27 protein-coding genes are annotated in these 26,267 nt (G+C 65.4%); 3 read left to right on the top strand and 24 right to left on the bottom strand.

Annotated elements, in window-relative coordinates; genetic code table 11:
- Positions 1-71: 71 nt before the first annotated feature.
- Positions 72-1,082 (top strand): AI-2E family transporter, encoded by a 1,011-nt coding sequence (locus tag PF66_RS06230; RefSeq protein WP_054058380.1) that lies wholly within the window; start codon positions 72-74, stop codon positions 1,080-1,082.
- A 161-nt stretch (positions 1,083-1,243) separates the two neighbouring features.
- On the opposite strand, the gene PF66_RS06235 is transcribed toward PF66_RS06230, so the two are convergent.
- Positions 1,244-2,509, bottom strand: coding sequence for an Hsp70 family protein (locus tag PF66_RS06235; RefSeq protein WP_054062159.1), 1,266 nt, complete (start codon positions 2,507-2,509; stop codon positions 1,244-1,246).
- Between the two features lie 282 nt (positions 2,510-2,791).
- On the opposite strand from PF66_RS06235, the gene PF66_RS06240 reads away from it, so the two are divergent.
- Positions 2,792-3,739, top strand: coding sequence for a DnaJ C-terminal domain-containing protein (locus tag PF66_RS06240; protein WP_054058378.1), 948 nt, complete (start codon positions 2,792-2,794; stop codon positions 3,737-3,739).
- Between the two features lie 2 nt (positions 3,740-3,741).
- Entirely contained in the window at positions 3,742-4,047 is a 306-nt protein-coding gene (locus PF66_RS06245) for a chaperone modulator CbpM (RefSeq protein WP_054058377.1), read from the top strand.
- A gap of 153 nt (positions 4,048-4,200) precedes the next feature.
- On the opposite strand, the gene ureC is transcribed toward PF66_RS06245, so the two are convergent.
- From ureC to PF66_RS06360, 23 genes are all read right to left on the bottom strand, one after another.
- Positions 4,201-5,901 (bottom strand): urease subunit alpha, encoded by a 1,701-nt coding sequence (gene ureC / locus PF66_RS06250; RefSeq protein WP_054062160.1) that lies wholly within the window; start codon positions 5,899-5,901, stop codon positions 4,201-4,203.
- The gene (locus PF66_RS06255) at positions 5,898-6,218 is read right to left on the bottom strand and encodes an urease subunit beta (RefSeq protein WP_054058375.1); all 321 of its coding nucleotides are present in this window, start codon (positions 6,216-6,218) and stop codon (positions 5,898-5,900) included. The genes ureC and PF66_RS06255 overlap by 4 nt, the downstream gene beginning before the upstream one ends.
- A complete protein-coding gene (locus PF66_RS06260; protein WP_054058374.1) occupies positions 6,215-6,748 on the bottom strand; it encodes a GNAT family N-acetyltransferase in 534 nt (177 codons plus the stop codon). The genes PF66_RS06255 and PF66_RS06260 overlap by 4 nt, the downstream gene beginning before the upstream one ends.
- Before the next feature lie 4 nt (positions 6,749-6,752).
- Complete coding sequence (locus tag PF66_RS06265) at positions 6,753-7,286, bottom strand: GNAT family N-acetyltransferase (protein WP_054062161.1); 534 nt, start codon at positions 7,284-7,286, stop codon at positions 6,753-6,755.
- A gap of 8 nt (positions 7,287-7,294) precedes the next feature.
- Entirely contained in the window at positions 7,295-7,597 is a 303-nt protein-coding gene (gene ureA / locus PF66_RS06270; RefSeq protein WP_054062162.1) for an urease subunit gamma, read from the bottom strand.
- Between the two features lie 52 nt (positions 7,598-7,649).
- On the bottom strand, positions 7,650-8,489 hold the full coding sequence (locus tag PF66_RS06275; RefSeq protein WP_054062163.1) for an urease accessory protein UreD: 840 nt from the start codon (positions 8,487-8,489) through the stop codon (positions 7,650-7,652).
- Positions 8,490-8,519: 30 nt separating this feature from the next.
- Complete coding sequence (urtE, locus tag PF66_RS06280) at positions 8,520-9,218, bottom strand: urea ABC transporter ATP-binding subunit UrtE (RefSeq protein WP_054061350.1); 699 nt, start codon at positions 9,216-9,218, stop codon at positions 8,520-8,522.
- A gap of 130 nt (positions 9,219-9,348) precedes the next feature.
- A complete protein-coding gene (gene urtD / locus PF66_RS06285; RefSeq protein WP_054062164.1) occupies positions 9,349-10,209 on the bottom strand; it encodes an urea ABC transporter ATP-binding protein UrtD in 861 nt (286 codons plus the stop codon).
- Positions 10,206-11,285: an urea ABC transporter permease subunit UrtC gene (urtC, locus tag PF66_RS06290; protein WP_054062165.1), complete on the bottom strand. Its 1,080-nt coding sequence runs from the start codon at positions 11,283-11,285 to the stop codon at positions 10,206-10,208. Before urtC ends, urtD begins: the two co-directional genes overlap by 4 nt.
- Positions 11,285-12,790, bottom strand: a complete 1,506-nt coding sequence (urtB, locus tag PF66_RS06295) for an urea ABC transporter permease subunit UrtB (RefSeq protein WP_054062166.1) — start codon at positions 12,788-12,790, stop codon at positions 11,285-11,287. The genes urtC and urtB overlap by 1 nt, the downstream gene beginning before the upstream one ends.
- A 177-nt stretch (positions 12,791-12,967) precedes the next feature.
- The gene (gene urtA / locus PF66_RS06300; protein ID WP_054061503.1) at positions 12,968-14,233 is read right to left on the bottom strand and encodes an urea ABC transporter substrate-binding protein; all 1,266 of its coding nucleotides are present in this window, start codon (positions 14,231-14,233) and stop codon (positions 12,968-12,970) included.
- A 288-nt stretch (positions 14,234-14,521) separates the two neighbouring features.
- Complete coding sequence (locus PF66_RS06305; RefSeq protein ID WP_054062167.1) at positions 14,522-15,532, bottom strand: FecCD family ABC transporter permease; 1,011 nt, start codon at positions 15,530-15,532, stop codon at positions 14,522-14,524.
- On the bottom strand, positions 15,529-16,479 hold the full coding sequence (locus PF66_RS06310; protein WP_054062168.1) for an ABC transporter substrate-binding protein: 951 nt from the start codon (positions 16,477-16,479) through the stop codon (positions 15,529-15,531). The genes PF66_RS06305 and PF66_RS06310 overlap by 4 nt, the downstream gene beginning before the upstream one ends.
- Entirely contained in the window at positions 16,476-17,264 is a 789-nt protein-coding gene (locus tag PF66_RS06315; RefSeq protein ID WP_054061146.1) for an ABC transporter ATP-binding protein, read from the bottom strand. Before PF66_RS06315 ends, PF66_RS06310 begins: the two co-directional genes overlap by 4 nt.
- A gap of 14 nt (positions 17,265-17,278) precedes the next feature.
- On the bottom strand, positions 17,279-19,399 hold the full coding sequence (locus tag PF66_RS06320; RefSeq protein WP_054062169.1) for a TonB-dependent receptor: 2,121 nt from the start codon (positions 19,397-19,399) through the stop codon (positions 17,279-17,281).
- Between the two features lie 151 nt (positions 19,400-19,550).
- The gene (locus PF66_RS06325) at positions 19,551-20,933 is read right to left on the bottom strand and encodes a PepSY-associated TM helix domain-containing protein (RefSeq protein WP_054062170.1); all 1,383 of its coding nucleotides are present in this window, start codon (positions 20,931-20,933) and stop codon (positions 19,551-19,553) included.
- A 113-nt stretch (positions 20,934-21,046) separates the two neighbouring features.
- Positions 21,047-23,080 (bottom strand): TonB-dependent copper receptor, encoded by a 2,034-nt coding sequence (locus PF66_RS06330; RefSeq protein WP_425357885.1) that lies wholly within the window; start codon positions 23,078-23,080, stop codon positions 21,047-21,049.
- A 143-nt stretch (positions 23,081-23,223) separates the two neighbouring features.
- The gene (locus tag PF66_RS06335) at positions 23,224-23,697 is read right to left on the bottom strand and encodes a DUF2946 domain-containing protein (protein ID WP_054062172.1); all 474 of its coding nucleotides are present in this window, start codon (positions 23,695-23,697) and stop codon (positions 23,224-23,226) included.
- Between the two features lie 21 nt (positions 23,698-23,718).
- Positions 23,719-24,204 (bottom strand): copper chaperone PCu(A)C, encoded by a 486-nt coding sequence (locus tag PF66_RS06340; RefSeq protein WP_054060498.1) that lies wholly within the window; start codon positions 24,202-24,204, stop codon positions 23,719-23,721.
- 47 nt (positions 24,205-24,251) lie between these two features.
- Positions 24,252-24,656 (bottom strand): DUF2946 domain-containing protein, encoded by a 405-nt coding sequence (locus tag PF66_RS06345; protein WP_054060497.1) that lies wholly within the window; start codon positions 24,654-24,656, stop codon positions 24,252-24,254.
- Positions 24,657-24,818: 162 nt separating this feature from the next.
- Positions 24,819-25,142, bottom strand: a complete 324-nt coding sequence (locus PF66_RS06350; protein ID WP_054060496.1) for a DNA-binding protein — start codon at positions 25,140-25,142, stop codon at positions 24,819-24,821.
- Between the two features lie 5 nt (positions 25,143-25,147).
- Positions 25,148-25,483 carry a type II toxin-antitoxin system RelE/ParE family toxin gene (locus tag PF66_RS06355; RefSeq protein WP_054060495.1) on the bottom strand — a complete coding sequence of 112 codons (336 nt, stop codon included), beginning with the start codon at positions 25,481-25,483 and terminating at the stop codon, positions 25,148-25,150.
- A 55-nt stretch (positions 25,484-25,538) separates the two neighbouring features.
- The gene (locus tag PF66_RS06360; RefSeq protein ID WP_193394193.1) at positions 25,539-26,264 is read right to left on the bottom strand and encodes a cobalt-precorrin-6A reductase; all 726 of its coding nucleotides are present in this window, start codon (positions 26,262-26,264) and stop codon (positions 25,539-25,541) included.
- Positions 26,265-26,267 lie beyond the last annotated feature (3 nt).

The following is a 26,267-nucleotide window of genomic DNA, read 5'->3' on the forward strand; positions in this document are numbered from 1 at the left end:
TCCCCCTGGTTCTCTCACATGAACGCTGGCAGACTGCCCATCCCTTGGCTCTCTTTACGTTTTGAGGCTGTATGTCGGCGTTTCCCCAGCGTTATGTAGTCTTGGCCAGTTTGATCATCGTCTGCGGCAGCCTGCTGCTGGTCCTGCCGCTGCGGCTGCTGCCGAGCCTGTTGGCCGGCCTGCTGGTGTTCGAACTGGTGAACATGCTTACGCCCAAGCTCGAACACCTGATTGCCGGGCGCCGCGCGCGCTGGCTGGCGGTCGTGCTGCTGGGTACCCTGATCGTCAGCGTGCTGGCGCTGATCTTTGCCGGGGCCATCAGTTTCCTGCTGCACGAGGCGGAAAATCCCGGCGCTTCCCTGGGCAAGTTCATGCAGGTGGTGGACAAGGCCCGCGGACAGTTGCCACCGTTCATCGATGCCTACCTGCCGGCCAGCGCGGCGGAATTCCAGGTGGCTATCGGGGAATGGCTCAAGCGTCACCTGAGCGAGTTGCAACTGGTGGGCAAGGATGCGGCGCACATGTTCGTGACGTTGCTGATCGGCATGGTGCTGGGGGCGATCGTCGCGCTGCAGCATGTGCCCGATGCCAGCCAGCGCAAACCGCTGGCGGCGGCGTTGTTCGACCGTCTGCGCCTGCTGGTGCAGGCGTTTCGCAATATCGTCTTCGCCCAGATCAAGATCTCGGCGCTCAATACCGCGTTCACCGCCGTGTTCCTCGCGGTGATCCTGCCGCTGTGCGGGATCAAGCTGCCGCTGACCAAGACGCTGATCGTGCTGACCTTCCTGCTGGGGCTGCTGCCGGTCATCGGCAACCTGATGTCCAACACCCTGATCACCATCGTCGCCCTGTCGCTGTCGATCTGGGTCGCGGCGGCGGCGCTGGGTTACCTGATCTTCATCCACAAGCTGGAATACTTCCTCAACGCGCGGATCGTCGGCGGGCAGATCAGTGCCAAGTCCTGGGAACTGCTGATGGCGATGCTGGTGTTCGAGGCGGCGTTCGGCCTGCCCGGGGTGGTGGCGGGGCCGATCTACTACGCGTACCTCAAGAGCGAGTTGAAGCGGGCGGAGCTGGTCTGACTGGCGCAGTCGTGCTGCAGGACTTGTAGGCGCTGGCGCCGCGGCGACCCGGCTTGCCCGCGAAGCATTTGACGATTCCGGCATCGCTTTCGCAGGCAAGCCTTGCTCCTACAAGGTGTCGCATTTCGTTGGGTTCGTGTTCCTGATCCGCGGGCGCAGGATCAGCCGTAGCGCTTCTGCGCGTCGATCGCCAGGCCGCTGCCGATGCTGCCGAAGATGTTCCCTTCGACGTGCCGGGCGTTCGGCAGCATGGCCGCGACGCTTTGGCGCAGCGCCGGGATGCCGCTTGAACCGCCGGTGAAGAACACCGTGTCGACCTGCTCGACCGCTACACCGGCGGTGCCGAGGATCTGCGTGACGCTCTGGCGAATCCGTTCCAGCAGGTTATCGATCGACGACTCGAACAGCGCGCGGCTCAGGTCGACGCTCAGGCCGGCCTCGATGCGGTCCAGTGGCACATGCCGGTTCTCGGCGTGGGTCAGCTGGATCTTGGTTTCCTCGACTTCCATCGCCAGCCAGTGTCCGGCGCGCTGTTCGATCAGCTTGAACAGGCGGTCGATGCCCACGGTGTCCTCGATGTCGTAGCGCATGCTGCCCAGGGCCAACTGGGATTTCTGCGAGTACACCGAGTTGATGGTGTGCCAGGTCGCCAGGTTCATGTGGTGGCTGGTGGGCATGTAGGCGCCGCTCTTCATCCGGCTGCCGTAGCCGAACAGCGGCATCACGCCCTGCAGGCTCAACTGCTTGTCGAAGTCGGTACCGCCGACGTGCACGCCGCCGGTGGCGAGGATGTCTTCATGACGCTCGTCCAGGCCGCGACGCTGCGGCGACAGGCGCACCAGCGAGAAGTCCGAGGTACCGCCGCCGATGTCGACGATCAGCACCAGTTCCTCGCGCTCGATGCTCGACTCGTAGTCGAAGGCCGCGGCAATCGGTTCGTACTGGAAGGACACCTCCTTGAAGCCGATCTTCTTCGCCACTTCCACCAGGGTGTCTTCGGCTTCCTGATCGGCAACCGGGTCGTCATCGACGAAAAACACCGGGCGGCCCAGCACCACCTGCTCGAACTCCCGACCGGCGGTCGCTTCCAGGCGGCCCTTCAACTGGCCGATGAACATCCCGAGCAGGTCCTTGAACGGCAGGGCGGTGCCCAGCACGCTGGTGTCGTGCTTGATCAGCTTGGAGCCCAGCAGGCTCTTGAGCGAGCGCATCAGGCGGCCTTCGTAACCTTCCAGATACTCGTGCAGGGCCAGCCGGCCGTAGACCGGGCGGCGTTCCTCGATATTGAAGAAGACCACCGAAGGCAGGGTGATCTTGTCGTCCTCCAGTGCGATCAGCGTTTCCATGCCGGGGCGCAGCCAGCCGACAGTGGAGTTGGACGTGCCGAAGTCGATGCCGCAGGCACGGGCCGCAGAGGCGTCTTTCATGTCTTTCGAGTTCCGGTGAAAAAACGGCCGCGCAGTGTATGCCAGTCGAGCGCGGAATCGAAGGCCGGTTATCCACTCAATCGTGCATGGATGACTTGAAAGGTGCGCCATTGCACCCAAACTTGCTGTCACTGGTTCGTGTTGTGTATCGGCGATGACAAGAAATCGCCGGCACGGCCGATAAACTTCTGACGCCCCGCCCAGTCACAGCCTTGAGATCGCGAAGGCGCATGCTGTGTCCTGCCGAGCGGCGCGATATCGATAATGCAGGGTGATCCCTAGATGGACTTCAAAGACTACTACAAGATCCTGGGTGTCGAGCCGACGGCGGATGACAAGGCGATCAAGGCCGCGTACCGCAAGCTGGCGCGCAAGTACCACCCGGATGTCAGCAAGGAAAAGGACGCCGAGGCCAAGTTCAAGGACGCCTCGGAAGCCTACGAAGCGCTGAAAAGCGCCGACAAGCGCGCCGAGTACGATGAACTGCGCAAATACGGCCAGCACGGCCAGCCGTTCCAGGGCCCGCCTGGCTGGCAGGGGCGTGGCGGCAACGGTGGGTTTGGCGGCGGCGGTGACTTCTCGGACTTCTTCAGTTCGATCTTCGGCTCGCGCGGCGCCGGATTTGGTGGCGGACAATCAGGTCGCAGCGCCGGCCGGCGAGGACAAGACGTGGAAATGGAATTACCGATCTTCCTGGAAGAGAGCCTGTCGAACGAGTCGAAGAAGGTCACCTTCCAGGTGCCTCAGTACAACGCGGCCGGCCAGCATGTGAGCAACACCAGCAAGAGCCTGAACGTGAAGATTCCGGCCGGGGTGACCGACGGCGAACGCATCCGCCTCAAGGGCCAGGGCGCACCGGGTGTCGGCGGCGGGGCCAATGGCGATCTGTACCTGACCATCCGTTTCGCACCTCACCCCAAATTCGATGTCGAAGGTGAGAACCTGATCATCACGTTGCCGCTGGCACCGTGGGAGTTGGCGCTGGGGACCGAAGTGGCGGTACCGACACTGACGGGTAAAATCAATCTGAAGGTGCCCGCCGGCAGCCAGAACGGCCAGCGCATGCGGGCCAAGGGCCATGGCCTGCTGAACAAGGCCGGGCAACGCGGTTATCTGTTCGTGCAACTCAAGGCGGTCATGCCCAGGCACAGCGACGACGCGGTGAAGGCGTTGTGGCAGGAACTGGCGAAGAAGGCCGCATTCGACCCGAGAGAACAATGGAGTAGTTGATCATGAGTCCTGCCCTGAGCGTTCAACTGGATATGCAAGCCTTCTGCGAGGCGTCCGACCTGCCGGTCGCCTGTGTGATCGAAATCGTCGAACACGGCATCCTCGAACCTCAGGGCCGCTCACCGGACGCCTGGCGTTTTCTCGACCATGAACTGCCGATTGCCCGGCGTGCGGCGAAGCTGCGCCAGGATCTGGAACTGGAGTGGCAGGGCGTCGCCCTGGCCCTGGAGCTGTTGGGCGAAGTCCGGCAATTGCGCGCGGAGAACCAGATGCTACGCCAGCGGTTGCAGCGTTTCGTCCCCGACTGAGTCTTGTGGGGACGGTGGCCGGCCCGCCCGCTTGTTCGCGGCTGAGTCCGGCCCCACAAGTGCTCGCGCCGTGCATGGACCCTGCGAACGACGCTGACACGGTTATCCACGAACAGGCCCCGCTAACGCGGAGCCTTGCCCAGCGGCCTCGTATCAGAAGAGGAAGTAGCGCTGCGCCATCGGCAGCACCTGCGCCGGCTCGCACCACAGCAGCACGCCATCGGCCTTGACCTGGTAGGTCTGCGGGTCGACCTCGATCTGCGGCAGATAGTCGTTGTGGATCAGGTCGGTCTTCTGCACGTCGCGACAGCCCTTGACCACGGCGATCCGCTTCTTCAACCCGAGCTTCTCGGGCAGCCCCGCTTCCAGCGCCGCCTGGCTGATGAAGGTCAGGCTGGTGGCATGCCGCGAGCCGCCGAAGCTGGCGAACATCGGCCGGTAGTGCACCGGCTGAGGCGTCGGGATCGAGGCGTTGGCATCGCCCATCAGGCTGGCGGCGATCGCGCCGCCCTTGAGGATCAGCGTCGGCTTGATGCCGAAGAAGGCCGGGCGCCAGAGCACCAGGTCGGCCCACTTGCCCACTTCGATGGAACCGACCTCATGGCTGATGCCATGGGTGATCGCCGGGTTGATGGTGTACTTGGCGATGTAGCGCTTGACCCGGAAGTTGCTGTTGCCTTCACCGTCGCCCGGCAGCGGCCCGCGCTGTTTCTTCATCTTGTCGGCGGTCTGCCAGGTGCGGGTGATCACTTCGCCGACCCGGCCCATGGCCTGGCTGTCCGAGCTGATCATCGAGAACGCGCCGAGGTCGTGCAGGATGTCCTCGGCGGCGATGGTCTCGCGACGGATGCGGCTCTCGGCGAAGGCCACGTCCTCGGCGATGCTGGGGTCGAGGTGGTGGCAGACCATCAGCATGTCCAGGTGCTCGTCGATGGTGTTGCGGGTGAACGGCCGGGTCGGGTTGGTCGAACTCGGCAGGACGTTGGCGAAGCCGCAGGCCTTGATGATGTCCGGCGCATGGCCGCCACCGGCACCCTCGGTGTGATAGGTGTGGATGGTGCGGCCCTTGAACGCGCCCAGGGTGGTTTCGACGAAACCGGACTCGTTGAGGGTGTCGGTATGGATCGCCACCTGCACGTCGTACTGGTCGGCCACGCCCAGGCAATTGTCGATCGACGCCGGGGTGGTGCCCCAGTCCTCGTGGAGCTTGAGGCCGATGGCACCGGCCTTGACCTGTTCGACCAGCGGTTCCGGCAGGCTGGCGTTGCCCTTGCCGGTCAGGCCGATGTTCATCGGGAAGGCGTCGGCGGCCTGGAGCATGCGTGCCAGGTGCCAGGGCCCGGAGGTGCAGGTGGTGGCGTTGCTGCCGGTGGCCGGCCCGGTGCCGCCGCCGATCATGGTGGTGACGCCGCTCATCAGCGCCTCTTCGATCTGCTGCGGACAGATGAAGTGGATATGGGTGTCGATACCGCCGGCGGTGAGGATCATGCCCTCGCCGGCGATCACTTCGGTACTGGCGCCGACGGCGATGGTCACGTCGGGCTGGATATCCGGGTTGCCGGCCTTGCCGATGGCGGCGATGCGTCCGTCCTTGAGGCCGACGTCGGCCTTGACGATGCCCCAGTGGTCGATGATCAGGGCGTTGGTGATCAGGGTGTCGACCACGTCGGCGGCGAGCAGTTGGCCCTGGCCCATGCCGTCGCGGATCACCTTGCCGCCGCCGAACTTCACTTCCTCACCGTAGGTGGTGAAGTCCTTCTCCACTTCGATCCACAGCTCGGTGTCCGCCAGGCGGACCTTGTCGCCGACGGTGGGGCCGAACATGTCGGCGTAGGCTTGTCGGGAAATCTTCATGTCGGTTCCTTGTCCAGATTGCCCATGACCCGGCCGGCAAAGCCGAACACGCGGCGCAGCCCGGCCAGTTCCACCAGTTCGACCTCGCGGCTTTGCCCCGGCTCGAAGCGCACCGCGGTGCCGGCCGGGATGTTCAGGCGCATGCCGCGGCTGGCGGCGCGGTCGAAGCTCAGGGCGTCGTTGGTTTCGAAGAAGTGGTAGTGGGAGCCGACCTGGATCGGTCGGTCGCCGCTGTTGGCCACGCTCAGGCTGACGGTCCGGCGACCGGCATTGAGCTCGATGTCGCCAGGCTGGATCTGATATTCACCAGGAATCATTCGGGTCGTCCCAGAGTCTTGAAGTAAATGGCGGTCGGGTGATGCCGGCCGTCCGGTGTGGTGCAGTAATCCGGCAGTTCGCCCACCCGGGTGTAGCCGAGGGCGCGGTAGAAGGCTTCGGCATCGGAGCCGGCCTGGGTGTCGAGGTACAACAGGCCGCGCCGCTGTTCGCGGGCCGCCTGCTCCACGGCCTGCATCAACTGCTGGCCGAGACCATGGCGACGGGCCTCGCCCCGCACCAGCAGTTTCTGCACTTCGGCACGGTTCTGCCCGTTGGGCTTCTGGCACAACTGCAGTTGCACGCTGGCCAGCACCTGCTCGTTGCGCACCACCACCCAGAGCAGCAGGCCGCCGTTGTCCAGGGCCGCCTGCACACCGTCGAAATAGGCACGCGCCTGGCGTGCATCGAGATCGGCCATGAAGCCTACGGAGGCACCGTGCTCCACGGCATCGAGCAACAATTCGATCAGCCCCTGGCGGTAATGCGCAAAGCTTTCGTGGGTCACGCGACGCAGCTGGGCAGCGTTCATCGGCTTACTCCTTGGCGATGGCGGGCGGCAGGGCGCCCGGGTTCAGGCACAGTTGCATGAAGGTCAGGTCCAGCCAGCGGCCGAACTTCACCCCCACCTGGGGCATCTGCCCGGTGGTGACGAAACCCAGGCGTTCATGCAGGCGAATGGAGGCGCTGTTACCACTCTCGATGGCGGCGACCATGATGTGCTTGCCGCCATGACGGGCGCGTTCGATCAGCGCCGTCATCAGCCTGGGTCCCAGGCCGTTGCCGCGCTGGTCGTTGCGCACGTACACCGAGTGTTCGACGGTGTGGCGGAAGCCCTCGAAGGGCCGCCAGTCACCGAAGGAAGCGTAGCCGAGCACGCTGTCGGTACTGTCGACGATCACCAGGATCGGATAGGCCTGGGCCTGGCGGGCGCTGAACCAGGCCTGGCGGTTGCCGAGGTCCACCGGTTGCTCGTTCCAGATCGCCGTGGTGTTGAGCACCGCGTCGTTGTAGATGTCGCGAATGGCCGGCAGGTCGGCATGCAGGGCATCGCGGATGACGTAGGACATGGGCGGCCTCAGACGATCGGCTGGTGGACGGTGACCAGCTTGGTACCGTCGGGGAAAGTCGCTTCGACCTGGATCTCCGGGATCATCTCCGGGATGCCTTCCATCACCTGTTCGCGGCTGAGCAGTGTGGTGCCGTAGTTCATCAGTTCGGCCACGGTCTGGCCGTCGCGGGCGCCTTCGAGCAGCGCGGCCGAGATGTAGGCCATGGCTTCCGGATAATTGAGTTTCACCCCGCGGGCCAGGCGTCGTTCGGCGACCAGGCCGGCGGTGAAAATCAGCAGTTTGTCTTTTTCGCGGGGAGTCAGGTCCATGGTTCACAGATCCGTTGGCAGGCAGTTGAAAAACGCAAGTCGTAGGGGCAGTTCATGTATTCCAGATCCTCGGCGGCACGGCCTCGCGGCCCAGCAGCGTCGGCCGTAGCAGCCTCCACAGCTCGATCAGCCAGGCCCGCGCATGCAGCGCCTGCCCGGCCAGGCAGCGGGCCACCAGCAGGCCGGGCAGTTGGCTGAGGTCGCCGCGCACCGGTGTCGGCAGGTGGCGGCAGCGTTCGAGCAGTTCGCTGTCGATGTCACCGGTGACCAGCAGGGTGGCGAAGACCGGTTGGCCATCGAGCCCGATCGGCGAGTCCAGCAGGCCGTCGCTGCCGAGAATGCGCTGGCGTTCGTGCCAGAGCGGCCGCCCGTCGCGGCGGATGTCCAGGTGGGACTGGAAGTGGCCGAGGTCGAAGCGTTCGCCGCTGGCCGGGCGGCCAAGGGCGACCATGTCCCAGTAGAACAGCCGGGCATCGCCTTCCAGCTCGATCCGGGTGTCGAGCTCGGCCTGGGCCGCGCTGAACACGATGGTTTCCTGGGGCAGCCATTCCAGGGTGGCGCCAGCGCCGACCCGGAGCCTGATGCTCTGGTGGGCGGGCCCGCTGGCGCGATACCACTTGGCCGCGCCGGGGCTGGTCAACTGTGCCCAGGCGTCGCGTTCGACGTGGGCGCTGATGTCCAGCCGGTCGCCGCCGGCGATCCCCCCGGGCGGATGAACGATGATGTGCTGGCAGACTTCGGGGCCTTCGGCATACAGGTGTTTCTGTACCCGCAGCGGGCCCAGGTGACGGCGGCGGACCGGCCGTGTGGTGTCGCCGAAGCGGGCGTAACCCAGCTCCAGCTCGGCGTGCCAGCTGGGCGTGAACAGGGCGTTGGTGGCAGATGAGGTCATGATGATCGATTGTTGTCCGGACGCTACAGGTTAGATCGTAACCAACCCGCGTACACCCTCGGCTTCCATATTTTCTCCGCGGCCCTGCTGGATGATCTCGCCCCGGGACATCACCAGGTACTGGTCGGCCAGCTCGGCGGCGAAGTCGTAGAACTGCTCCACCAGCAGGATCGCCATGTCGCCACGGGCCGCCAGTTTGCGGATCACCGCACCGATTTCCTTGATGACCGAAGGCTGGATGCCCTCGGTCGGTTCATCGAGGATCAGCAGCCGCGGACGACTGGCCAGCGCCCGGCCGATCGCCAGCTGTTGCTGCTGGCCGCCGGAGAGGTCGCCACCGCGCCGATGCTTCATCTGCTGTAGGACCGGGAACAGCTCGTAAATGAACGCGGGGACTTCCCGGGCCTGCGAGGCGGGAAAGCGCGACAGGCCCATCAGCAGGTTTTCCTCGACGGTCAGCCGGCCGAAGATCTCCCGGCCCTGGGGCACATAGGCGATCCCGGCGTGCACCCGCTGGTGCGGCTTGAAGCCGGTGATGGCGCTGCCCTCCCAGTTGACGCTGCCTTCGCGGGTGGGCAGCAGGCCCATCAGGCACTTGAGCAGGGTGGTCTTGCCCACGCCGTTGCGCCCGAGCAGGCAGGTGATCTCACCGACTTTCACATCGAACGACAGGCCGCGCAGGATGTGGCTACCGCCGTAGTATTGGTGCAGCTTGTCGACTTGCAGCATGCTCAGTTTCCCCACTCTGTCTTGTCTTGCATCGCCCCTTGTAGGAGCGTGGCTTGCCCGCGAAGCTTCTAGCGATCGTCAGGACGCCTTCGCGGGCAAGCCCGGCTCCTACAGGGGGCGCGGCGTTTTCTCAGCGGCCGAGGTAGACCTCGATGACGCGCTCGTTTTCCTGTACCTGCGCCAGCGAACCTTCGGCCAGCACGCTGCCCTGGTGCAACACGGTCACGTGGTCGGCGATCGCGCCGACGAAGCCCATGTCGTGTTCCACCACCATCAGCGAGTGCTTGCCGGCCAGGCTCTTGAACAGCTCGGCGGTGAACTCGGTCTCGGCGTCGGTCATGCCGGCCACCGGTTCGTCGAGCAGCAGCAATCGCGGGTCCTGCATCAGCAGCATGCCGATCTCCAGGAACTGCTTCTGGCCGTGGGACAACAGCCCCGCCGGGCGATTGACCGAGGCCGTCAGGCGGATGGTCTCCAGTACCTCGGCGATGCGGTCCTTCTGCTCGCCCGTCAGCCGTGCGCGCAGGCTGGCCCACACCGACTTGTCGGTCTTTTGCGCCAGCTCGAGGTTTTCGAACACGCTCAGGGCTTCGAACACCGTGGGTTTCTGGAACTTGCGGCCGATCCCGGCCTGGGCGATCTGCACTTCGCTCATCTGCGTCAGGTCCAGGGTTTCGCCGAACCAGGCCTTGCCCTGGCCGGGCCGGGTCTTGCCGGTGATCACGTCCATCAGGGTGGTCTTGCCGGCCCCGTTGGGGCCGATGATGCAGCGCAGCTCGCCGACGCCGATGTACAGGTTGAGGTCGTTCAGCGCCTTGAAACCATCGAAGCTGACACTGATGCCCTCCAGGGTCAGGATGGTTCCGTGGCGGGTATCGAGCCCCTTGCCGGCGGCCTGGCCGAGGCCGATGGCGTCGCGGCCGGTGCCGGCATCGCGGTTGGCGTCGAATACGGGCTCGAGCATGAACTCGGCGGTCGGTGTGATTCTCATGCTTCGCCCCTTTTCTTCAGCAGGCCGATCACGCCCTTGGGCAGATACAGGGTGACGACGATGAACAGTGCGCCGAGGAAGAACAGCCAGTATTCCGGAAAGGCCACGGTGAACCAGCTCTTCATGCCATTGACCAGGCCGGCGCCGAGCAGCGGGCCGACCAGCGTGCCGCGGCCGCCGAGGGCGACCCAGACGGCAGCCTCGATGGAGTTGGTCGGCGACATTTCGCTGGGGTTGATGATCCCCACCTGGGGCACGTACAGCGCCCCGGCCAGGCCGCACAGCACCGCGCTCAGGACCCAGACGAACAGCTTGAAGCCGCGTGGGTCGTAGCCGCAGAACATCAGCCGGTTCTCCGCGTCGCGCAGGGCGGTCAGCACCCGGCCGAACTTGCTGCGCGCCAGCCGCCAGCCGCTGTACAGGCTGGCCAGCAACAGCAGCACGGTGGCCAGAAACAGCGCGGCGCGGGTGCCCGGCTCGGTGATGCCGAAGCCGAGGATGCTGCGGAAGTTGGTGAAGCCGTTGTTGCCGCCGAAACCGGTCTCGTTGCGAAAGAACAGCAGCATCGCGGCGAAGGTCAGGGCCTGGGTCATGATCGAGAAATACACGCCCTTGATCCGCGAGCGGAAGGCGAAGAAACCGAACACCAGCGCCAACAGTCCCGGCGCCAGCACCACCAGGCACAGGGCCCAGAGGAAATGTTCGGTGCCGACCCAGTACCACGGCAGTTCGCTCCACGACAGGAAGGTCATGAACGCCGGCAACTGGTCGCCGGAGGCTTCGCGCATCAGGTACATGCCCATGGCGTAGCCGCCCAGGGCGAAGAACAGGCCGTGGCCCAGGGACAGCAGCCCGGCATAGCCCCAGACCAGGTCGAGGGCGAGGGCGACGATGGCGTAGCAGAGGATCTTGCCCACCAGGGTCAGGGTATAGGCCGAGACCTGCAGCGGGTTCTGCGCCGGCAGCAGCGAGAGCAGCGGCAGGGCCAGCAGCAGGGCCAGGAGCAGGCCACCGACGGCGATCGTCAGGCGTGGGCCGGCCTTTTGGGTGGCGCTCAACAGCAGGGGCTGGTTCATCAGTCGATCACCCGTCCTTTCAGTGCGAAGAGCCCTTGCGGACGTTTCTGGATAAACAGAATGATCAGCGCGAGGATCAGGATCTTGCCCAGTACCGCGCCGATCTGCGGTTCGAGGATCTTGTTGGCGATCCCCAGGCCGAACGCGGCGGCGACACTGCCGGCCAATTGGCCGACGCCGCCGAGCACCACCACCAGGAACGAGTCGATGATGTAGCTCTGGCCGAGGTCGGGGCCGACGTTGCCGATCTGGCTCAGGGCCACGCCGCCGAGTCCGGCGATCCCCGAGCCGAGGCCGAAGGCGAGCATGTCGACGCGGCCGGTGGGCACGCCGCAGCAGGCGGCCATGTTGCGGTTCTGGGTCACGGCGCGCACGTTCAGGCCGAGGCGGGTGCGGTTCAGCAGCAGCCAGGTCAGCGCCACCACGAACAGGGCGAAGGCGATGATCACCAGGCGGCTGTAGGGCAGCACGAGGTTGGGCAGGACCTGGATACCACCGGACAGCCAGCTCGGGTTGGCGACCTCGACGTTCTGCGCGCCGAACAGCAGGCGCACCAGTTGGATCAGCATCAGGCTGATGCCCCAGGTGGCGAGCAGGGTCTCCAGTGGCCGGCCGTAGAGGTGGCGGATCACCGTGCGCTCCAGGGCCATGCCGATGGCGGCGGTGACGAAGAACGCCACCGGCAGGGCCACCAGCGGATAGTAGTCGAGGGCCTGGGGCATGAGGCGCTGGAACAGCAGTTGCACGCCGTAGGTGGCGTAGGCACCGAGCATCAGCATCTCGCCGTGGGCCATGTTGATCACCCCGAGCAGGCCGAAGGTGATGGCCAGGCCGAGAGCCGCCAGCAGCAGGATCGAGCCCAGGGACATGCCGCTGAAGGCCTGGCCGAGCAGTTCGCCGACCATCAGCTTGCGCTTGACCTGGGCCAGGCTGGTCTCGGCGGCGGTGTGCACGCCGGCATCCGGCTCCACGCCGGGTTGCAGCAGGTCTTCGAGGCGGGTGCGGGCCAGGGGATCGCCGCTCTCGCCGAGCAGGCGCACCGCGGCCAGGCGGATGCCGGGGTTGGGGTCGACCAGTTGCAGGTTGGCCAGGGCCAGGCTCAGCGCGGCATGCACGTCGGGGTTGGTTTCCCCGGCCAGTTGCCGGTCGAGGAAGGGAAGCTGTGCCGGTTTGGCGCTTTTCTGCAGTTGCAGGGCGGCGGCGAGGCGTACCTTGGCATCGGCGGCGAGCAGTTGCTGGGCGGCGACCGCGGTGTCGATCAGGCCGCGCAGGCGGTTGTTCAGGCGTACCGGTTGGGCCGGCGCGCCGTCGACGCTGATCTCGCCCTGTTGCAGGCTGGCGATCAACTCGATACGGGCCGGGTCCGGCTGGGCGGCCCAGCTTTCCAGCAGCCTGGCCTGTTGGGTCGGGTTGGCCGCGATGAAGTCGCTGGCATCGCTGGCGTGAGCGGTCATGGGCAGCGCCAGGAGTGCGGTGAGGATCAGGCGACGAAGGGCAGTGGGCATAACGAGGTCCTTGAAAACGCACGTACACCGTGGGAGCCGGCTTGCCGGCGAAGCGTAAGGGCGACGCGGTGTGTCAGGTGCATCGCGTCATCGTTCTTCGCGGCGGTTCGGCGCCGCGACAAGCCCGCTCCCACAGGGTGTGGATCGGGCCTGGACAGCTGTTCCAGGCCCGATGACTCAGTTGCTCTTCACCGCATAGTCCGGCTTCTTGTCGTTGCCCGGAATGAACGGGCTCCAGGGCTGGGCACGGATCGGCCCTTCGGTCTGCCAGACCACGTTGAACTGACCGTCCGGCTGGATCTCGCCGATCATCACCGGCTTGTGCAGGTGGTGGTTGGTCTTGTCCATGGTCAGGGTGTAGCCCGACGGTGCGGCGAAGGTCTGCCCGGCGAGGGCTTCGCGGACCTTGTCGACATCGGTGGATTTGGCTTTTTCCACCGCCTGGGCCCACATGTGGATGCCGACGTAGGTGGCTTCCATCGGGTCGTTGGTCACCGCCTTGTCGGCGCCCGGCAGGTTTTTCTTCTTGGCATAGGCCTTCCAGTCGGCGACGAACTTCTGGTTCACCGGGTTGTTCACCGACTCGAAGTAGTTCCAGGCGGCGAGGTTGCCCACCAGTGGCTTGGTGTCGATGCCACGCAGTTCTTCCTCGCCGACGGAGAAGGCCACCACCGGTACGTCGGTGGCCTTCAGGCCCTGGTTCGCCAGTTCCTTGTAGAACGGTACGTTGGAGTCGCCGTTGACGGTGGAGATGACCGCGGTCTTGCCGCCGGCGGAGAATTTCTTGATGTTGGCGACGATGGTCTGGTAGTCGGCATGGCCGAACGGGGTGTAGACCTCTTCGATATCCTTGTCCGCCACGCCCTTGGAATGCAGGAACGCGCGCAGGATCTTGTTGGTGGTGCGCGGGTAGACGTAGTCGGTACCGAGCAGGAAGAAGCGCTTGGCGCTGCCGCCATCCTCGCTCATCAGGTATTCCACCGCCGGGATCGCCTGCTGGTTCGGCGCGGCGCCGGTGTAGAAGACGTTTGGCGACATTTCTTCGCCTTCGTATTGCACCGGGTAGAACAGCAGGCCATTGAGTTCCTCGAATACGGGCAGCACCGATTTGCGCGATACCGAGGTCCAGCAGCCGAACACCACCGCGACCTTGTCCTGGGTCAGCAACTGGCGGCTCTTCTCGGCGAACAGCGGCCAATTGGAGGCCGGGTCGACCACCACCGGCTCGAGCATCTTGCCGTTGACCCCGCCCTTGGCGTTGATCTCGTCGATGGTCATCAGCGCCATGTCCTTGAGCGAAGTCTCGGAGATCGCCATGGTGCCGGAAAGCGAATGCAGGATGCCGACCTTGATGGTCTCGGCGGCCTCGACGGTCCAGGTCAGGCCCATGGCGGCAATCGATGCCGTCAGGGTAAAAGCCTTGATCAAACTACGACGCTTCATGTTGCGATCTCCAGGGTCTCAATTTTTTTTGGGGTTGGCAGATGCAGATGCTGAAGAGGGTTTTGCAAGGGGTGTGCCGAGTTCGCGGAGGGCCGCAACAGCGCGCTTTGCCCGGTAGCTGGTCTGAACAGTCGCACCAAGCGGGGGCGGCGTGAGCTGCGCGGTGCGCCGGGAGCGCCAGATTGGTGCTCTGCGGGAGCGGGCTTGCCTGCGAAGCTGTCAGCCGTATCGCAGGCCCCGGGGGGCGGTGCCCCGGCAAGCCCGCTCCCACAGGATGGAGTAGCGCCCTTACCGGCGCCGCATCAGGCCGATGAAAAACAGGCCGCCGATGGCCGCGGTGGCTACGCCGATCGGCAGGTCCTCCGGGGCGATGAGGGTGCGTGCGGCGACATCGACCCAGATGAGGAACAGGCTGCCGAGCAACGCCGACACCGGCAGCAGCCTGCGGTGCTCCGCGCCCACCAGGTAGCGTGCGATGTGCGGCACCATGAGCCCGACGAAGCCGATCGAACCGCTGATGGAGACCAGCACGCCGGTCATCAGCGAAGCGATCAGGAACACCTTGAGGCGCACATGGCGTGCGCTCAGGCCGAGGGTCACGGCGGTCTGTTCGCCGGCCATCAGCGCGTTCAGCGACCGCGCCATGCCGAGCAGCAGGAGCAGCCCACAGAGCACGCTCAGCATCGGCACCAGCAGCAACTCCCAGCGCGCCAGGCCGAGGCCGCCGAGCATCCAGAACATCACCGCGGAACTGGCCCGGTGGTCGCCGAGAAACAGCAGCAGATTGGCCAGCGCCATCATCACGAAGGACACCGCCACCCCGCACAGCAGCAGGCGCTCGCTGTCCAGCCGGCCATTGCGGCTGGCGATGCCCAGCACCAGCAGCATGCTGCCCAGGGCGCCGATGAAGGCGGCGATGGGCAGGCTCAGCAGGCCGGCAATTTCACCGACATGCAGCACCACGATCACCGCACCGAGGGTGGCCCCGGATGTCACGCCGAGCAGGTGCGGGTCGGCCAGCGGGTTGCGGGTCACCGCCTGCAGCACCGCGCCGATCAGCGCCAGGCCGGCACCGACCAGGGCCCCCAGCAGCATGCGCGGGACGCGGATCAGCCAGACGATATGGTCCTGGCCGGGGCTCCAGTCCGGTGTGCCGCTGCCCAACAGCTTGTACGCCAGGATGCGCCACACCAGGTCCACCGGCAGCCGCGCCGGACCGAAGCCCAGCGACACCACGCAGGACACCAGCAGCAGTGCGCCGAGCACGACCAGCAGCAGGGTATAGCGACGGCTCATCATCGTGGATGGAACGCCTTGGCCAGGGTTTCGATGGCGTGGACGTTATCGATGCCCGGTGTCGCCTCGACATAGGGGATGACCACGAAGCGTTTATTGCGGATCGCCTCCACCGACTGCAGGGCCGGGTTGCTCTCCAGGAAGTGCTGTTTCTGCTCGGCGGTGATTTCGCTGTAGTCGACGATGACGATCACCTGTGGGTTCTTCTCCACCACGCTTTCCCAGTTCACCCGGGTCCAGCTCGCCTCGACGTCATCCAGCACGTTGCGCCCGCCGGCCGCCTCGATCAGTGCCTGGGGCATGGCCAGGCGACCGGAGGTCATGGCACGGTCTTCGCCGCTGTCGTAGAGGAAGACCCGCGGCCGGTCGGCCGGCAGGTCTTTCTGCACGTCGGCGACGCGGGCCTGCATCTGCGCGATCAGCGCTTCGGCGCGGTCCTGCACGTCGAAGATCCGTCCGAGGTTGCGCAGGTCGTTGTAGGTGTCGTCGAGGCTGGCGGCCGGACGCTTCATCACGAAGGCGCAGGACTCGGTCAGCTCGTAGACGTTGATGCCCAGCGGCGCCAGGGTTTGTGGCGTAAGGTCGCCACCGACGCGCATGCCGTAGTCCCAGCCGGCGAAGAAAAAGTCGACGTTGGCGTTGAGCAGGGTCTCCACCGACGGGTACTTGGCCGCCAGCTCGGGCAGGCCGTCGAGGCTCCTGGCCATTTCCGGGGTGACCGACTTCCAGCCGCTGATGCCGCTGTAGCCGACCATGCGCGACTTCAGGCCAAGGGCGAGCATCATCCGGGTCATGTTGATGTCGTGGCTGAGCGCATGGCGGGGGGCTTGCTGGAACGTCACCTCGCGGTTGCAACTGTGGATCGTCAACGGGTAGTGCGTCGATTCGGCCAGGCAGGCCGTCGAGGCGAACAGGGAGCCGAGGCAGAGCGCCAGGCGCAGTCTCTTCATGGTTGGGTTATCCAGGTGATGCGTGGGTAGCCACCCAGCGGGTGGTTGTCGACCAGGGCTTCGACGCCGAACACCTCGCGTAGCAGGTCGGCGTTCAGCACCGCCTGCGGGGTACCGCTGGCGACGATGCGGCCCTGGTCGAGCACGTACAGCCGATCGCAGAAGGCGGCGGCCAGGTTGAGGTCGTGGATGCTGGCGAGGGTGCCGATGTTCAGGCGTCTGACCAGGGTCAGCAATTCCAGCTGGTAGCGTGGGTCGAGGTGATTGGTCGGTTCGTCGAGAATCAGCAGTTGCGGTTGCTGTGCCAGGGCGCGGGCGAGGATCACCCGCTGCTTTTCGCCACCGGAGAGGGTGGCGAAGGCGTGGTCCTCGAAGCCGAGCATGTTCACCGACTGCAGTGCCTGGTGAATCAGCTGGCGGTCGTGCCCGGTTTCGCCGTCGAACAGTTTCTTGTGCGGTGTGCGGCCCATGGCGACCACTTCCTCGACGGTCAGGCCGAAGGCATCGGGAAATTCCTGCAGGACCACGGCAATGCGCCGGGCGCACCAGCGTGGCGACTGCTGCCAGACGTTCCGGTGTTCGAGCAGGACCTCGCCGTTTTCCGGCTGGCTGAAGCGATAGGCGCACTTGAGCAGGCTGGTCTTGCCGCTGCCGTTGGGCCCGATCAGGCCGACGAACTCGCCCGCCGCCACCTGCAGGTGGGCGTCACGCAGTTGGAACCGGTGATGGCAGTGGCCCTGGTCCGGGGGTGTCCAGGCCAGGTTGGCGAGGGTCAGCGAGGTCATTGTCTGCTCTGTGGTCAAAAGGTGTAATCGGCCGTCACGAAGAGCGAGCGCGGCTGTCCCGGAATCCATTGCTGGCCGTCATTGTATTGGCTTTGTGCGTACTGGCGGTCGAACAGATTGTTCAATTGCAGCCCCAGGGTGGTATTGCGCAGGGCCTTCCACGACAGGTTCGCGTCGACCACGGTGTAGCTCGGCAGCTCGGTGCTGTTGGCCAGGTCGGCATAGCGGGCATCGACATACCGTACGCCGGCGCCGGCCTTCACATCGTCGCCGAGGGCCTTGCTCAACCACAGATTGGCGGTCCGCCGCGGCACATCCACCGGGCGCTGGCCGTCGCGGGAAACGTAGACACCCTCGACTTTCTGCTGGAAGTCGTCGTACTGCGCCCGAACGATCGCGGCATTGGCCTGCAACTGCCAGTCGTGGGCCAGTTTCAGGTCGAGGCTGGCCTCCAGGCCGTCGGACGATTGCTGGCCGACCTGCAGCTTGTTCTGGGTATTGCCGGGGTCATCCGTCAGCAGCTTCTTCTTGACGATGTGGTAGGCCGCCAGGGTCCACTCGCCGCGCTGGTCCCAGAACATCTGCTTGAGACCGACCTCGGTCTGCTTCGCGGTGGACAGGTCGTACTGCTGCTGGCTCGGGCTCAGGGAAATCAGGCCACCGACGCCGTCGGTGCTGGTGGAGTACTGGCCGTAGAGCGAGGTGTCGGCCGTCATGGCGTAGACCAGGCCGACCTTCCAGTTGCTGCCGACCAGGCTCTTGTCGCTGTCGCTGCCGTCGACCAGGTTGTCGCGATCGATGTGCACGAAGTCCCGGCGCACACCGGTCACCAGCGACCACTGCTCCGTCAGGTGAGTACGGTTTTCGGCAAACACCGAGAACTGCCGCGTGCTGCTCTTGAACTGCTCGCGGTAGGGGCTGGCACTGTCGAAGGCACCCGGTGTCGGGTGCTCGATGTCGATCGGCTGGCCGCTCGGCAGCAGGTCCTCGAACGGTGAGTTGCTGGCGAGCTTGAAGCGGATACGGTTGACGTCCACCCCGGCCAGGGTCTGGCTGTCGAGGCCGAACAGGCTGTGCCTGAAGGTGAAGGTCTGGCGATCGCCGAGCTGTTCCTGGTGGTGGCCGATGCCGAGGAAACCGCTCCTGAGCAACTGCTGGCTGGCGCGGTCGAAACTGTAGTTCTCGGCGTTCTGCCAGCGACGCCGGGCCATGAGGTAATACAGCTCGTTGTTCGAGCTGACGCTATCGGAGACCTGCCACTCGGTGGTCAGGCGCGTCCACTGGTCGTTGTAGTGCTGGGTGTCGTTGCCGACGTTGTAGTTCCGGTCGCGCAGATGGCCCTGGTAGCGGCCGTTGATCAGCGGTACGCCGAAATCGTTCATTGGCTGCTGGTCGCCGTAGTCGTGGGCCAGGGTGAACATCAGGTTGTCATTGGCCTGCCAGCGCAGCGCGGCACTGACGAAGTCGCTGGCGGAGTCGCCGCGGTCGATCCAGCCATGGCTGCGCAGGCGGTTGAGGTTGACCCGGTAGCTCAGGTTGTCGCTCAGCGAGCCGCCGCTGTCGAAGGCCTGCTGCTGGCTGTCGTAGGAGCCGTAGCCGAGGCGCAGGTGGTTTTCGATCCCGCCTTCGAACGGCTTCTTCGGGATGGTATTGATCACCGCGCCGGTCGCCCCTTCGCCATACAGCACCGAGGCCGGGCCGCGCAGTACGTCGACGCGTTCCACCGACCAGGTGTCCACCGGGAAGGTCACGGTGCCCATGCCGGTGTACATCCGGTTGCCGTCGTACAACTGCATCACCGAGCCCTGGCCGGTGAAGCCGCGGGCCTGCAACGAGGTGCCACCGTCGCCCGGCGTACCGGTGCGGCTGATTCCGGTGCTGCGCGAGACCGCATCCTGTACGCTGGCATCACCGCGTTCACGAATCCGTGCGCCGCTCAGGCTTTCGGTACTGGCCGGGGTTTCCAGGGCGCTGAGCCCCAGGCGCGAACCGGCGCTGGTCGGGGTTTTCAGGTCGATGCTGTCGGGGTCGACGGCAGGCGCGGTGATGGTGCCGGTGGGCAGGGTCAACGTGGCATCCGCGTGGGCGTGGTTGAACGCCAGCAGGCAGAGGCCGGAGACGAAATACTTGTTCATCGGGGTAGTAAGTCGCTTTTTTTCGGAGAGTCCCGCGGCTTGTGGCCGCGGGCGGGAACCTTGCGATATTGTTATAATATAACAATATGTGATTGCAAGTGGATAGCCTCCGAAGTCTATAGATCCCTCTATTCCACGCATCTCACGTTCTTCAGGCTGAAGGTGAGGCCGGTTCATGTTGACGGCCCAGGCGCGACAACAGCAGCCTGTCGAGCAGCCAGACCACGATCAGCGATGCCCCCACCAGCGGGAACAGCACCGCCAGTGCCAGCATCACCAGCATCGCGCTCTTCCAGCGTGGCAGGTCGTGGCGCAGCGGTGGCACGCCGAGGCTGCCCTGCGGGCGACGCTTCCACCACATGACCAGGCCGCTGACCGAACCCAGCAGGATCATCAGGCAGATCAGCAGGATCACCAGTTGGTTGATCGGTCCGAACAGCTTGCCCTCGTGCAGCATCACGCCCATCTCGGTGGCCCGGGCGACGTTGCCGTATTGCTGCCAGCGCACGTCGGCCAGGACCGTGCCGGTGTATTGGTCGACATGCAGGGTCGCGTCGTTGCGCGGGTCGTCGGCGAACACGGCGATGGTGAAGACGCCCTCGGCGGTGGTCGGCAGGGTGATGCTGTAGCCGCGCTCGACTTGGCGCGCGGTGGCGATGTCGACCACCTGCTGCAGGGCGATGCCCGGTGCCGCCGGGCCGGCCGAGGCGCCGCCGTGATGCATGTGCTCGGCGTGGTCGCCGGACATCGGCATCGGCGTGTTTTCCATGGCCCAGGGCACGGTCTGGCGTGCTGCCGTGTTCAGGCTGCGGGCCTCGACGTCGGACTTGGGCATGTTGTTCCACATCGGGTCCGGAAACCTGTTCCAGACCTCGGCGTACTGCTTGCCCCAGAAGCCGGTCCAGGTCATGCCGCTGAGCAGCATCAACAGCAGCAGGATCGAGCCCCAGAACCCGCTGACCGCATGCAGGTCGCGCCACAGGACCCGGCCCCGGGCGTTCAGGCGCGGCCAGAGCACACCGCCCTGGGAACGGCCGCGCGGCCACCAGAGGTAGACCCCGGACACCACCAGCATCACGCCCCAGCCGGCGGCCAGTTCCACCAGGCGGTCGCCGACGGTGCCGATCATCAGTTCGCCGTGCAGGGCGCGGGCAACGGCCTGCAGGTTGAGCTTGGCGTCCTGTTCGCCGAGCACGTTGCCGCGGTAGGGATCGATGAACACGTTGAGTTCGCGGCCGTCCCGGATCACCACGAACTGCGCGCTGCGCCCGGCAGTGGCGGGCGGCAGGTACTGCTTGATCCGCGCCTGTGGATAAGTGGCCTGGACCCGCCGCATCTGCTCGTCGGCGCTGATCAGCTGATGGCCGGGCTCGACCTTGAGCAGGTGGCCGTACATCAGCGGGTCGAGCTGTGGCTTGAACAGGTAGATGATCCCGGTCAGCGCCAGCAGGATCATGAACGGGGCGACGAACAGCCCGGCGTAGAAATGCCAGCGCCAGGCCAGGTTGTAGAAAGAGATTTTCGGTTGGCTCATGGGAGCGCTCCGCAAGGTTTGATGATTCGGGTATTGGATATGTGGTTGTTTTTTGTAGGAGCAGGCAAGTCGGGTCGCCGCATCGCCTGCTCCTACAAAGTCGGTGGTGTTCTTTAGAAGGCCATGTCCACCTTGGTCCAGAAGGTCCGCCCCGGTTCGTTGATCGCCTGCGGGTCGTTGGCCGGGTAGCCGAAGCCGGCGTTACCCGCCAGGTTCAGGTGTTCGGCATAGGCCTTGTTGAACAGGTTGTCGACGCCCGTGCTGAGCTTCACGTGTTTGTTGAGGCGGTACGCGCCGTTGAGGGAGAACACGCCGAAGCCGGCACTTTTGGAGAAATCCTTGCCGACCACGTTGCCTTTGTTCTGGTCGATGCGGTTCTGCGCCGCGACCACCCGCCACAAGGCGCCGGCACTCCAGTCGTCCTCGCTGTAGGTCAGGCCGAAGCGGCTGTCGAGCGGCGGGATCTGCGGCAGGGCCTTGCCATCGCTGGTGTTCTTGCCCCAGGCATAGGCCAGGGTCGCGTCGGCCTTCCAGTTGGAGGTCAGTTGATAGGCCGCGCCGAGTTCGCCGCCCATGATCCGCGCATCGACGTTCTGTGCCTGGGAGGTCATGCCCATCATGCCGGGCTGGTAGTCGAACAGGATGAAGTCGCGCACCTGGCCGATGTAGCCCGAGGCCCAGGCTTCCAGGTCGGCGGTCTTGTATTGCACGCCGAAGTCCAGTTGCGTGGTCTTCTCCGGCTTGATCGCGTCGAAGGCATTGAGCGACCCGCCCGGGCCGCTGTTGGGCGAGAACAGCTCCCAGTAGTCGGGGAAGCGTTCGGCGTGGCCGAGGCCGGCGTAGAACGTGGCCGGTGTTTCGGCCAGGTCGTGCTCGTAGCGGACGAAGCCGCTGGGCAGGGTGTCGGCGCGGGTGTCGTCGGCGGTCGGATTGGCCCGCGCGCTCATGCCGGAGCCGAGGGTCTGCCGCAAGTCCCGGGCCGAGGCGCGGTCCAGTCGTGCACCACTGATCAGGCGATCGCGCTCGGCGGCGTACCAGGTCAGCTCGCCGAACACACCGTAGTTGTGGAAATCGGCGTCCCTGGTCCGTGGCAGGTCCTTGTAGGTGCCGATGCCCATGCTGCTGCGCTGGCGGTGCTCGTTGGTCTGGGCGTCGAGGCCGCCGATCAGTTGCCAGTCGGCCCAGTGCCAGGTGGCCTTGATCCGCGCGCCCAGGGTGCGGCGGTCGACGTTGGAGGCCATGGGGCCGGCCATCATCCCGGTGCCGGACGGCTGGCGCAGGGTGTAGTTGTCCATCACATGGTCGGCGTAGTTGTAGTAGACCTGGGCTTCGAGCTTGTCGAGCACGTCGCCGATGTTCGATTTCTCGAAGCGCAGGCCGAGGCTTTCGCGCTTGAACTGTGCGCCGTCCATGCCGCGCCCGGCGTAGCGGGCCTCGCCGTCGCCCTTGCCGGCGGTGAGTTCCAGCAGGGTGTCGGCGTCCGGGGTCCAGCCGAGGGCGACGTCGCCGTTCCACTTGTCGTAGCGCGAGGGCACGGTGTCGTTGTGACCATCCTTGTAGTCATCGGCGTGGGCCTGGTTGCCGATCACCCGGATGTAGCCGAGCGGGCCGCCTGCGGCGGCATCCACCAGCTTGTCGAAACGGCCGTTGGAACCGGCGAGGACACTGGCGTTGATCCGGCTGCCGAGTTCGCCGAAGTGTTCCGGCTCGCGGTCGAACAGGATCGTCCCGGCGGAGGCGCCCGGGCCCCAGAGCACGGTTTGCGGGCCCTTGATCACGGTCAGCTTGTCGTAGGTTTCCGGCGAGATGTAGGAGGTCGGTGCATCCATCCGGCCCGGGCAGGCGCCGAGCATCATGCTGCCGTTGGTGAGGATGTTCAGGCGCGAGCCGAACATGCCGCGCAGCACCGGGTCGCCGTTGGTGCCGCCATTGCGCACCAGGGCGAAGCCGGGAATGGTCTTGAGGTAGTCGCCGCCATCGCTGGCCGGTACCGGCTGGCGCGGGTCCCTGGGGTTGGTGATGACCGTCAGCGGCGAGCTGGGCGCGACGGCGGTGATCACGGTCGGACTGATTTCCCGGGCGTGCTGGTCGTGGTCGTCTGCGGCATCGGCAGCGAACACCGTCGGTGCCAGCAGCGCTGCGCACATGAGAGCAGTGGCCTGGCGCAGGCTCAGGTGCAGCTCGTTCGGGACGAAAGGGTTTTTCGCCCGCGCAGCGCGCAGGCGAGTCTTTGCAGTGGACATAGGTGTTCCATCATTCAAGCGAATACAACACGGCCACCGCGCTGCGGTTACAGGGCGGTCAAGCCGGGTGAGAGAGAGCTCGTTACCTGATGGAAGGCTGGCGGCGCGCGGGTGCGGGCGCCGGGGAAGATGCTCTGCCGGGCATGTCCCAGACGGGTTCGGGAGTCGACCGTGGGGACCGGTCGGGGGCCGTCGAGGGCGGCGAAGCTCAGGGTCTGCGGCAGTGCCGGGCAACTGAACAGCAGGCTGCAGTAGCCGCATTTTTCCCAGAGCGCATGGTGTTCGGCGCTATTGCCGTGGTGCTCGCTGGCGTCTTGCCCGGCCTGTGTGCCGTGGTGACCGGGCATGTCCATGGGCATTGCCATGTCCATGTTCATCGCCATCGACATGGCGTGCCGGTCCATCGGCATCGCCTGGGAAATCAGCGGACCGATGAAGATCATCAGCATGGCGAACAGGCTCAGCCAACTGCCGCGTACCTGGGTGCGGGAGTGGCTGGAGCTGCTGCGGCGAGTGCGCATGGCGTGCAACGGGGCCGAGGCTTACTGGGCGTGCATGTGCATCTTGTCCGGGGTCGCGGCAGGTGCCTGCTTCTGCACCGAGACCTCGACGGTGACAGCGCCGGCCTTCTCGAAGTGCAGGGTCAGCGGGAAATGCTGGCCGTCCTGCAGCAGGCTGCGGTCGCGCAGATCGAGCAGCATCACATGGTAGGCCATGGGCGCGAACCTGACCTCGCCCTTGGCGGGGATGGTCACGTCCGGCACCTGTTGCATCTTCATCAGGTTCGCCTGCATCACATGCTCGTGCAGTTCGGCCTTGCCGGCGATGGGGCTGTCGACGCCGGTCAGGCGGTCGGCCGTTGTCCCCTGGTTATGCAGCGTGAAATAGGCCGCGACCGTGGGCGCGTTGGGTGGCAGTTCCTGGGACCATGGGTGGTCGATCCGTAGGTCGCCAACGGTGAATTCGTGGGCATCGGCAAAACCGACGGGCAGCAGCAAGGCGGCCAGAAGCAGGGCATTCTTGAGCATGGGAGTTCTCCATAACGATTCGAAACGCAAAGGGTTGCGAGTGTGAATCAGGCCGCTGGAGAGGCTCGGGGATTGAGTGAGGGCCACTGTTGTCGCGGTGTCGGCGAGTCGACCGGGAGGGCCGCGTGCAGCGGGCCGCTTTCGGTCGGCGCAAGTGCCAGTTGCGGCACATGGCCGGGCAAGGCCACCAGTGGCGCGGAGCCGGAGCAGCACCAGCAATGCTGCATGTTGGAGTGGTCATCGCCCGGGGGCGCTTTCTGCTCCAGCTTGCCGATGACGGTGGCAACCAGCTTGGTACCGCTGGCCGAGCAGAAACTGCCCCAGAGCAGCTGGTCGGTGGCGGAGCGATCCGCCGCTGGCGCCATGGCCCCGGAAATCGGCATGGCAAGCAGATTGAACAGCACTGCGAGGCAGGCGATCCAGGTAGCTGCGGCGAGCCGTTGTCGGGACATGGAAGGGTTTCCGTCGGATGTTTCAAACCGGTGGGTTATTTAGCCTGAACGTCCTGCATAAGTAAAAGCACGGGCTGCGGTGAAAGGTCGCAATACTATGTAGGCTGTTTGCCGCAGGCGCTCCGGGAAAGCGTAGCAGCCCTGACGGGATGGCGAAGTCGGTCAACTCAGCGGAACGCTATGCACCTCGATGTTGACGCCCAGTGTGGTACGTATGACGGCGAAGATCGCGGCCAGGTTGTCCATGCTGGGATTGCCATTGGCCGAAAGCATCCGGTGCAGGCTCTTGCTCGGTTTGTCGGTTTCCCGGGCGAGGCCTTCGAAACCCACCGTGGCGTTGACCAGGTCGCGCAGGATGACCCGGGCCATTTCCGGCTCGCCATTGAGAAACAGGCTGGCGGCCTCGTCGAGCAGTGCCTCGGCGAATGCCGGGTCGCGTTGCGCGCGCTCGGCGATGGTCTGTTTGAAGCTGCGGCTCAGCGCCATGGGATTTACCTCGTTTGCGGTTCTATGCGTCTGCGACGTTTGTATTCTTCAACCAACTGCCTGGCTTGCTGGATGTCTCTTTTCTGAGTCGACTTGTCGCCGCCACCCAACAGGATGATCAGGCGCGTGCCTTCGCGTATCAGGTAGATCCGATAGCCAGGGCCCCAGTCGATGCGGTACTCCCCGAGGCCTTCGAACCATTTGATGTTCGAGGTGTTGCCCATCTCCAGTCGGAGCAGGGCGGTGGAAACCTTGGCGGCCGCTTGCACATCCAGTGAAGAGAACCAGCGCTCGAACGGGTTGCTGTGGTTGTCCCGCACGTATTCTTCGAGGTCGATCATCCCTGCTTCTCAAGGTAACAAATAGGTTACTGATTTGACAAGCCGGGATCGTGATCTATTGGAGTGCCGTTGCCAAGGCGGCAAGTGTTTCCTCGATCGTCTGGAACTCGCAGTCCACTGCCGGCAAGGGCGGGCGCCTGAGGACCAGGACCGGCACCGAGCGTTCCCGGGCCACCTGCAGCTTGGGTTCGGTGGCGCCGCTGCCGCTGTTCTTGCTGATCAGCACGTCGATGGCGCGCTGTTCGAACAGGGCTCGTTCCTCTTCCAGGTGAAAGGGGCCGCGGGCGCCGATCACTTCGCAGCGCGCGTTGCCAGGGTAGGGGTCGAGGGCCCTCAGGGTCCAGAACTGGTTCCCGGGGATTTCATCCAGGTGCTGCAAGGGCTCGCGGCCGAGGGTGAACAGCGGTCGGCGGAACGGCTCAAGGGCCTTGATCAGTTCGGCCCAGTCCGCCACTTCCCGCCAGTCGTCGCCGGGTTCGGCGACCCAGGCCGGGCGGCGCAGGGCCCAGCAGGGGATGCCGCTCGAGTGTGCCGCCGCCGCCGCATTGCGGCTGATCTGCGCAGCGTAGGGATGGGTGGCATCGAGCAGCAAGTCGATGCCCTGCTCGCGGATGAACTGCGCCAGGCCTTCGGCGCCGCCGTAGCCACCGACACGCACCTGGCAGCGCAGGTCGGTGGGCACCCGGCCGACACCGGCGAGGCTGTAGATATGCTGCGGCCCGAGCGTACGGGCGAGCGCCAGGGCTTCGGTGACACCACCCAGCAACAGCAGGCGCTTGATCGG

The sequence above is a fragment of the Pseudomonas asplenii genome (assembly GCF_001293465.1).
GTDB lineage: Bacteria > Pseudomonadota > Gammaproteobacteria > Pseudomonadales > Pseudomonadaceae > Aquipseudomonas > Aquipseudomonas fuscovaginae_B.

Excerpts from the sequence above, each read along its gene's own strand:
- urtA (WP_054061503.1), bottom strand. The coding sequence starts at position 14,233 with ATGAAGCGTCGTAGTTTGATCAAGGCTTTTACCCTGACGGCATCGATT.
- ureA (WP_054062162.1), bottom strand. The coding sequence starts at position 7,597 with ATGGACCTGACTCCCCGCGAAAAAGACAAACTGCTGATTTTCACCGCC.
- PF66_RS06310 (WP_054062168.1), bottom strand. The coding sequence starts at position 16,479 with ATGAAGAGACTGCGCCTGGCGCTCTGCCTCGGCTCCCTGTTCGCCTCG.
- PF66_RS06260 (WP_054058374.1), bottom strand. The coding sequence starts at position 6,748 with ATGAACGCTGCCCAGCTGCGTCGCGTGACCCACGAAAGCTTTGCGCAT.
- PF66_RS06345 (WP_054060497.1), bottom strand. The coding sequence starts at position 24,656 with ATGTCCCGACAACGGCTCGCCGCAGCTACCTGGATCGCCTGCCTCGCA.
- PF66_RS06255 (WP_054058375.1), bottom strand. The coding sequence starts at position 6,218 with ATGATTCCTGGTGAATATCAGATCCAGCCTGGCGACATCGAGCTCAAT.
- urtD (WP_054062164.1), bottom strand. The coding sequence starts at position 10,209 with ATGAGAATCACACCGACCGCCGAGTTCATGCTCGAGCCCGTATTCGAC.
- PF66_RS06265 (WP_054062161.1), bottom strand. The coding sequence starts at position 7,286 with ATGTCCTACGTCATCCGCGATGCCCTGCATGCCGACCTGCCGGCCATT.
- PF66_RS06320 (WP_054062169.1), bottom strand. The coding sequence starts at position 19,399 with ATGAACAAGTATTTCGTCTCCGGCCTCTGCCTGCTGGCGTTCAACCAC.
- PF66_RS06350 (WP_054060496.1), bottom strand. The coding sequence starts at position 25,142 with ATGGCGCTGAGCCGCAGCTTCAAACAGACCATCGCCGAGCGCGCGCAA.
- PF66_RS06235 (WP_054062159.1), bottom strand. The coding sequence starts at position 2,509 with ATGAAAGACGCCTCTGCGGCCCGTGCCTGCGGCATCGACTTCGGCACG.
- PF66_RS06315 (WP_054061146.1), bottom strand. The coding sequence starts at position 17,264 with ATGACCTCGCTGACCCTCGCCAACCTGGCCTGGACACCCCCGGACCAG.
- PF66_RS06275 (WP_054062163.1), bottom strand. The coding sequence starts at position 8,489 with ATGACCTCATCTGCCACCAACGCCCTGTTCACGCCCAGCTGGCACGCC.
- PF66_RS06305 (WP_054062167.1), bottom strand. The coding sequence starts at position 15,532 with ATGATGAGCCGTCGCTATACCCTGCTGCTGGTCGTGCTCGGCGCACTG.
- urtB (WP_054062166.1), bottom strand. The coding sequence starts at position 12,790 with ATGCCCACTGCCCTTCGTCGCCTGATCCTCACCGCACTCCTGGCGCTG.
- PF66_RS06245 (WP_054058377.1), top strand. The coding sequence starts at position 3,742 with ATGAGTCCTGCCCTGAGCGTTCAACTGGATATGCAAGCCTTCTGCGAG.
- PF66_RS06330 (WP_425357885.1), bottom strand. The coding sequence starts at position 23,080 with ATGTGCGCAGCGCTGCTGGCACCGACGGTGTTCGCTGCCGATGCCGCA.
- PF66_RS06340 (WP_054060498.1), bottom strand. The coding sequence starts at position 24,204 with ATGCTCAAGAATGCCCTGCTTCTGGCCGCCTTGCTGCTGCCCGTCGGT.
- PF66_RS06355 (WP_054060495.1), bottom strand. The coding sequence starts at position 25,483 with ATGATCGACCTCGAAGAATACGTGCGGGACAACCACAGCAACCCGTTC.
- urtE (WP_054061350.1), bottom strand. The coding sequence starts at position 9,218 with ATGCTGCAAGTCGACAAGCTGCACCAATACTACGGCGGTAGCCACATC.
- PF66_RS06230 (WP_054058380.1), top strand. The coding sequence starts at position 72 with ATGTCGGCGTTTCCCCAGCGTTATGTAGTCTTGGCCAGTTTGATCATC.
- urtC (WP_054062165.1), bottom strand. The coding sequence starts at position 11,285 with ATGAACCAGCCCCTGCTGTTGAGCGCCACCCAAAAGGCCGGCCCACGC.
- PF66_RS06335 (WP_054062172.1), bottom strand. The coding sequence starts at position 23,697 with ATGCGCACTCGCCGCAGCAGCTCCAGCCACTCCCGCACCCAGGTACGC.
- PF66_RS06240 (WP_054058378.1), top strand. The coding sequence starts at position 2,792 with ATGGACTTCAAAGACTACTACAAGATCCTGGGTGTCGAGCCGACGGCG.
- PF66_RS06325 (WP_054062170.1), bottom strand. The coding sequence starts at position 20,933 with ATGAGCCAACCGAAAATCTCTTTCTACAACCTGGCCTGGCGCTGGCAT.
- ureC (WP_054062160.1), bottom strand. The coding sequence starts at position 5,901 with ATGAAGATTTCCCGACAAGCCTACGCCGACATGTTCGGCCCCACCGTC.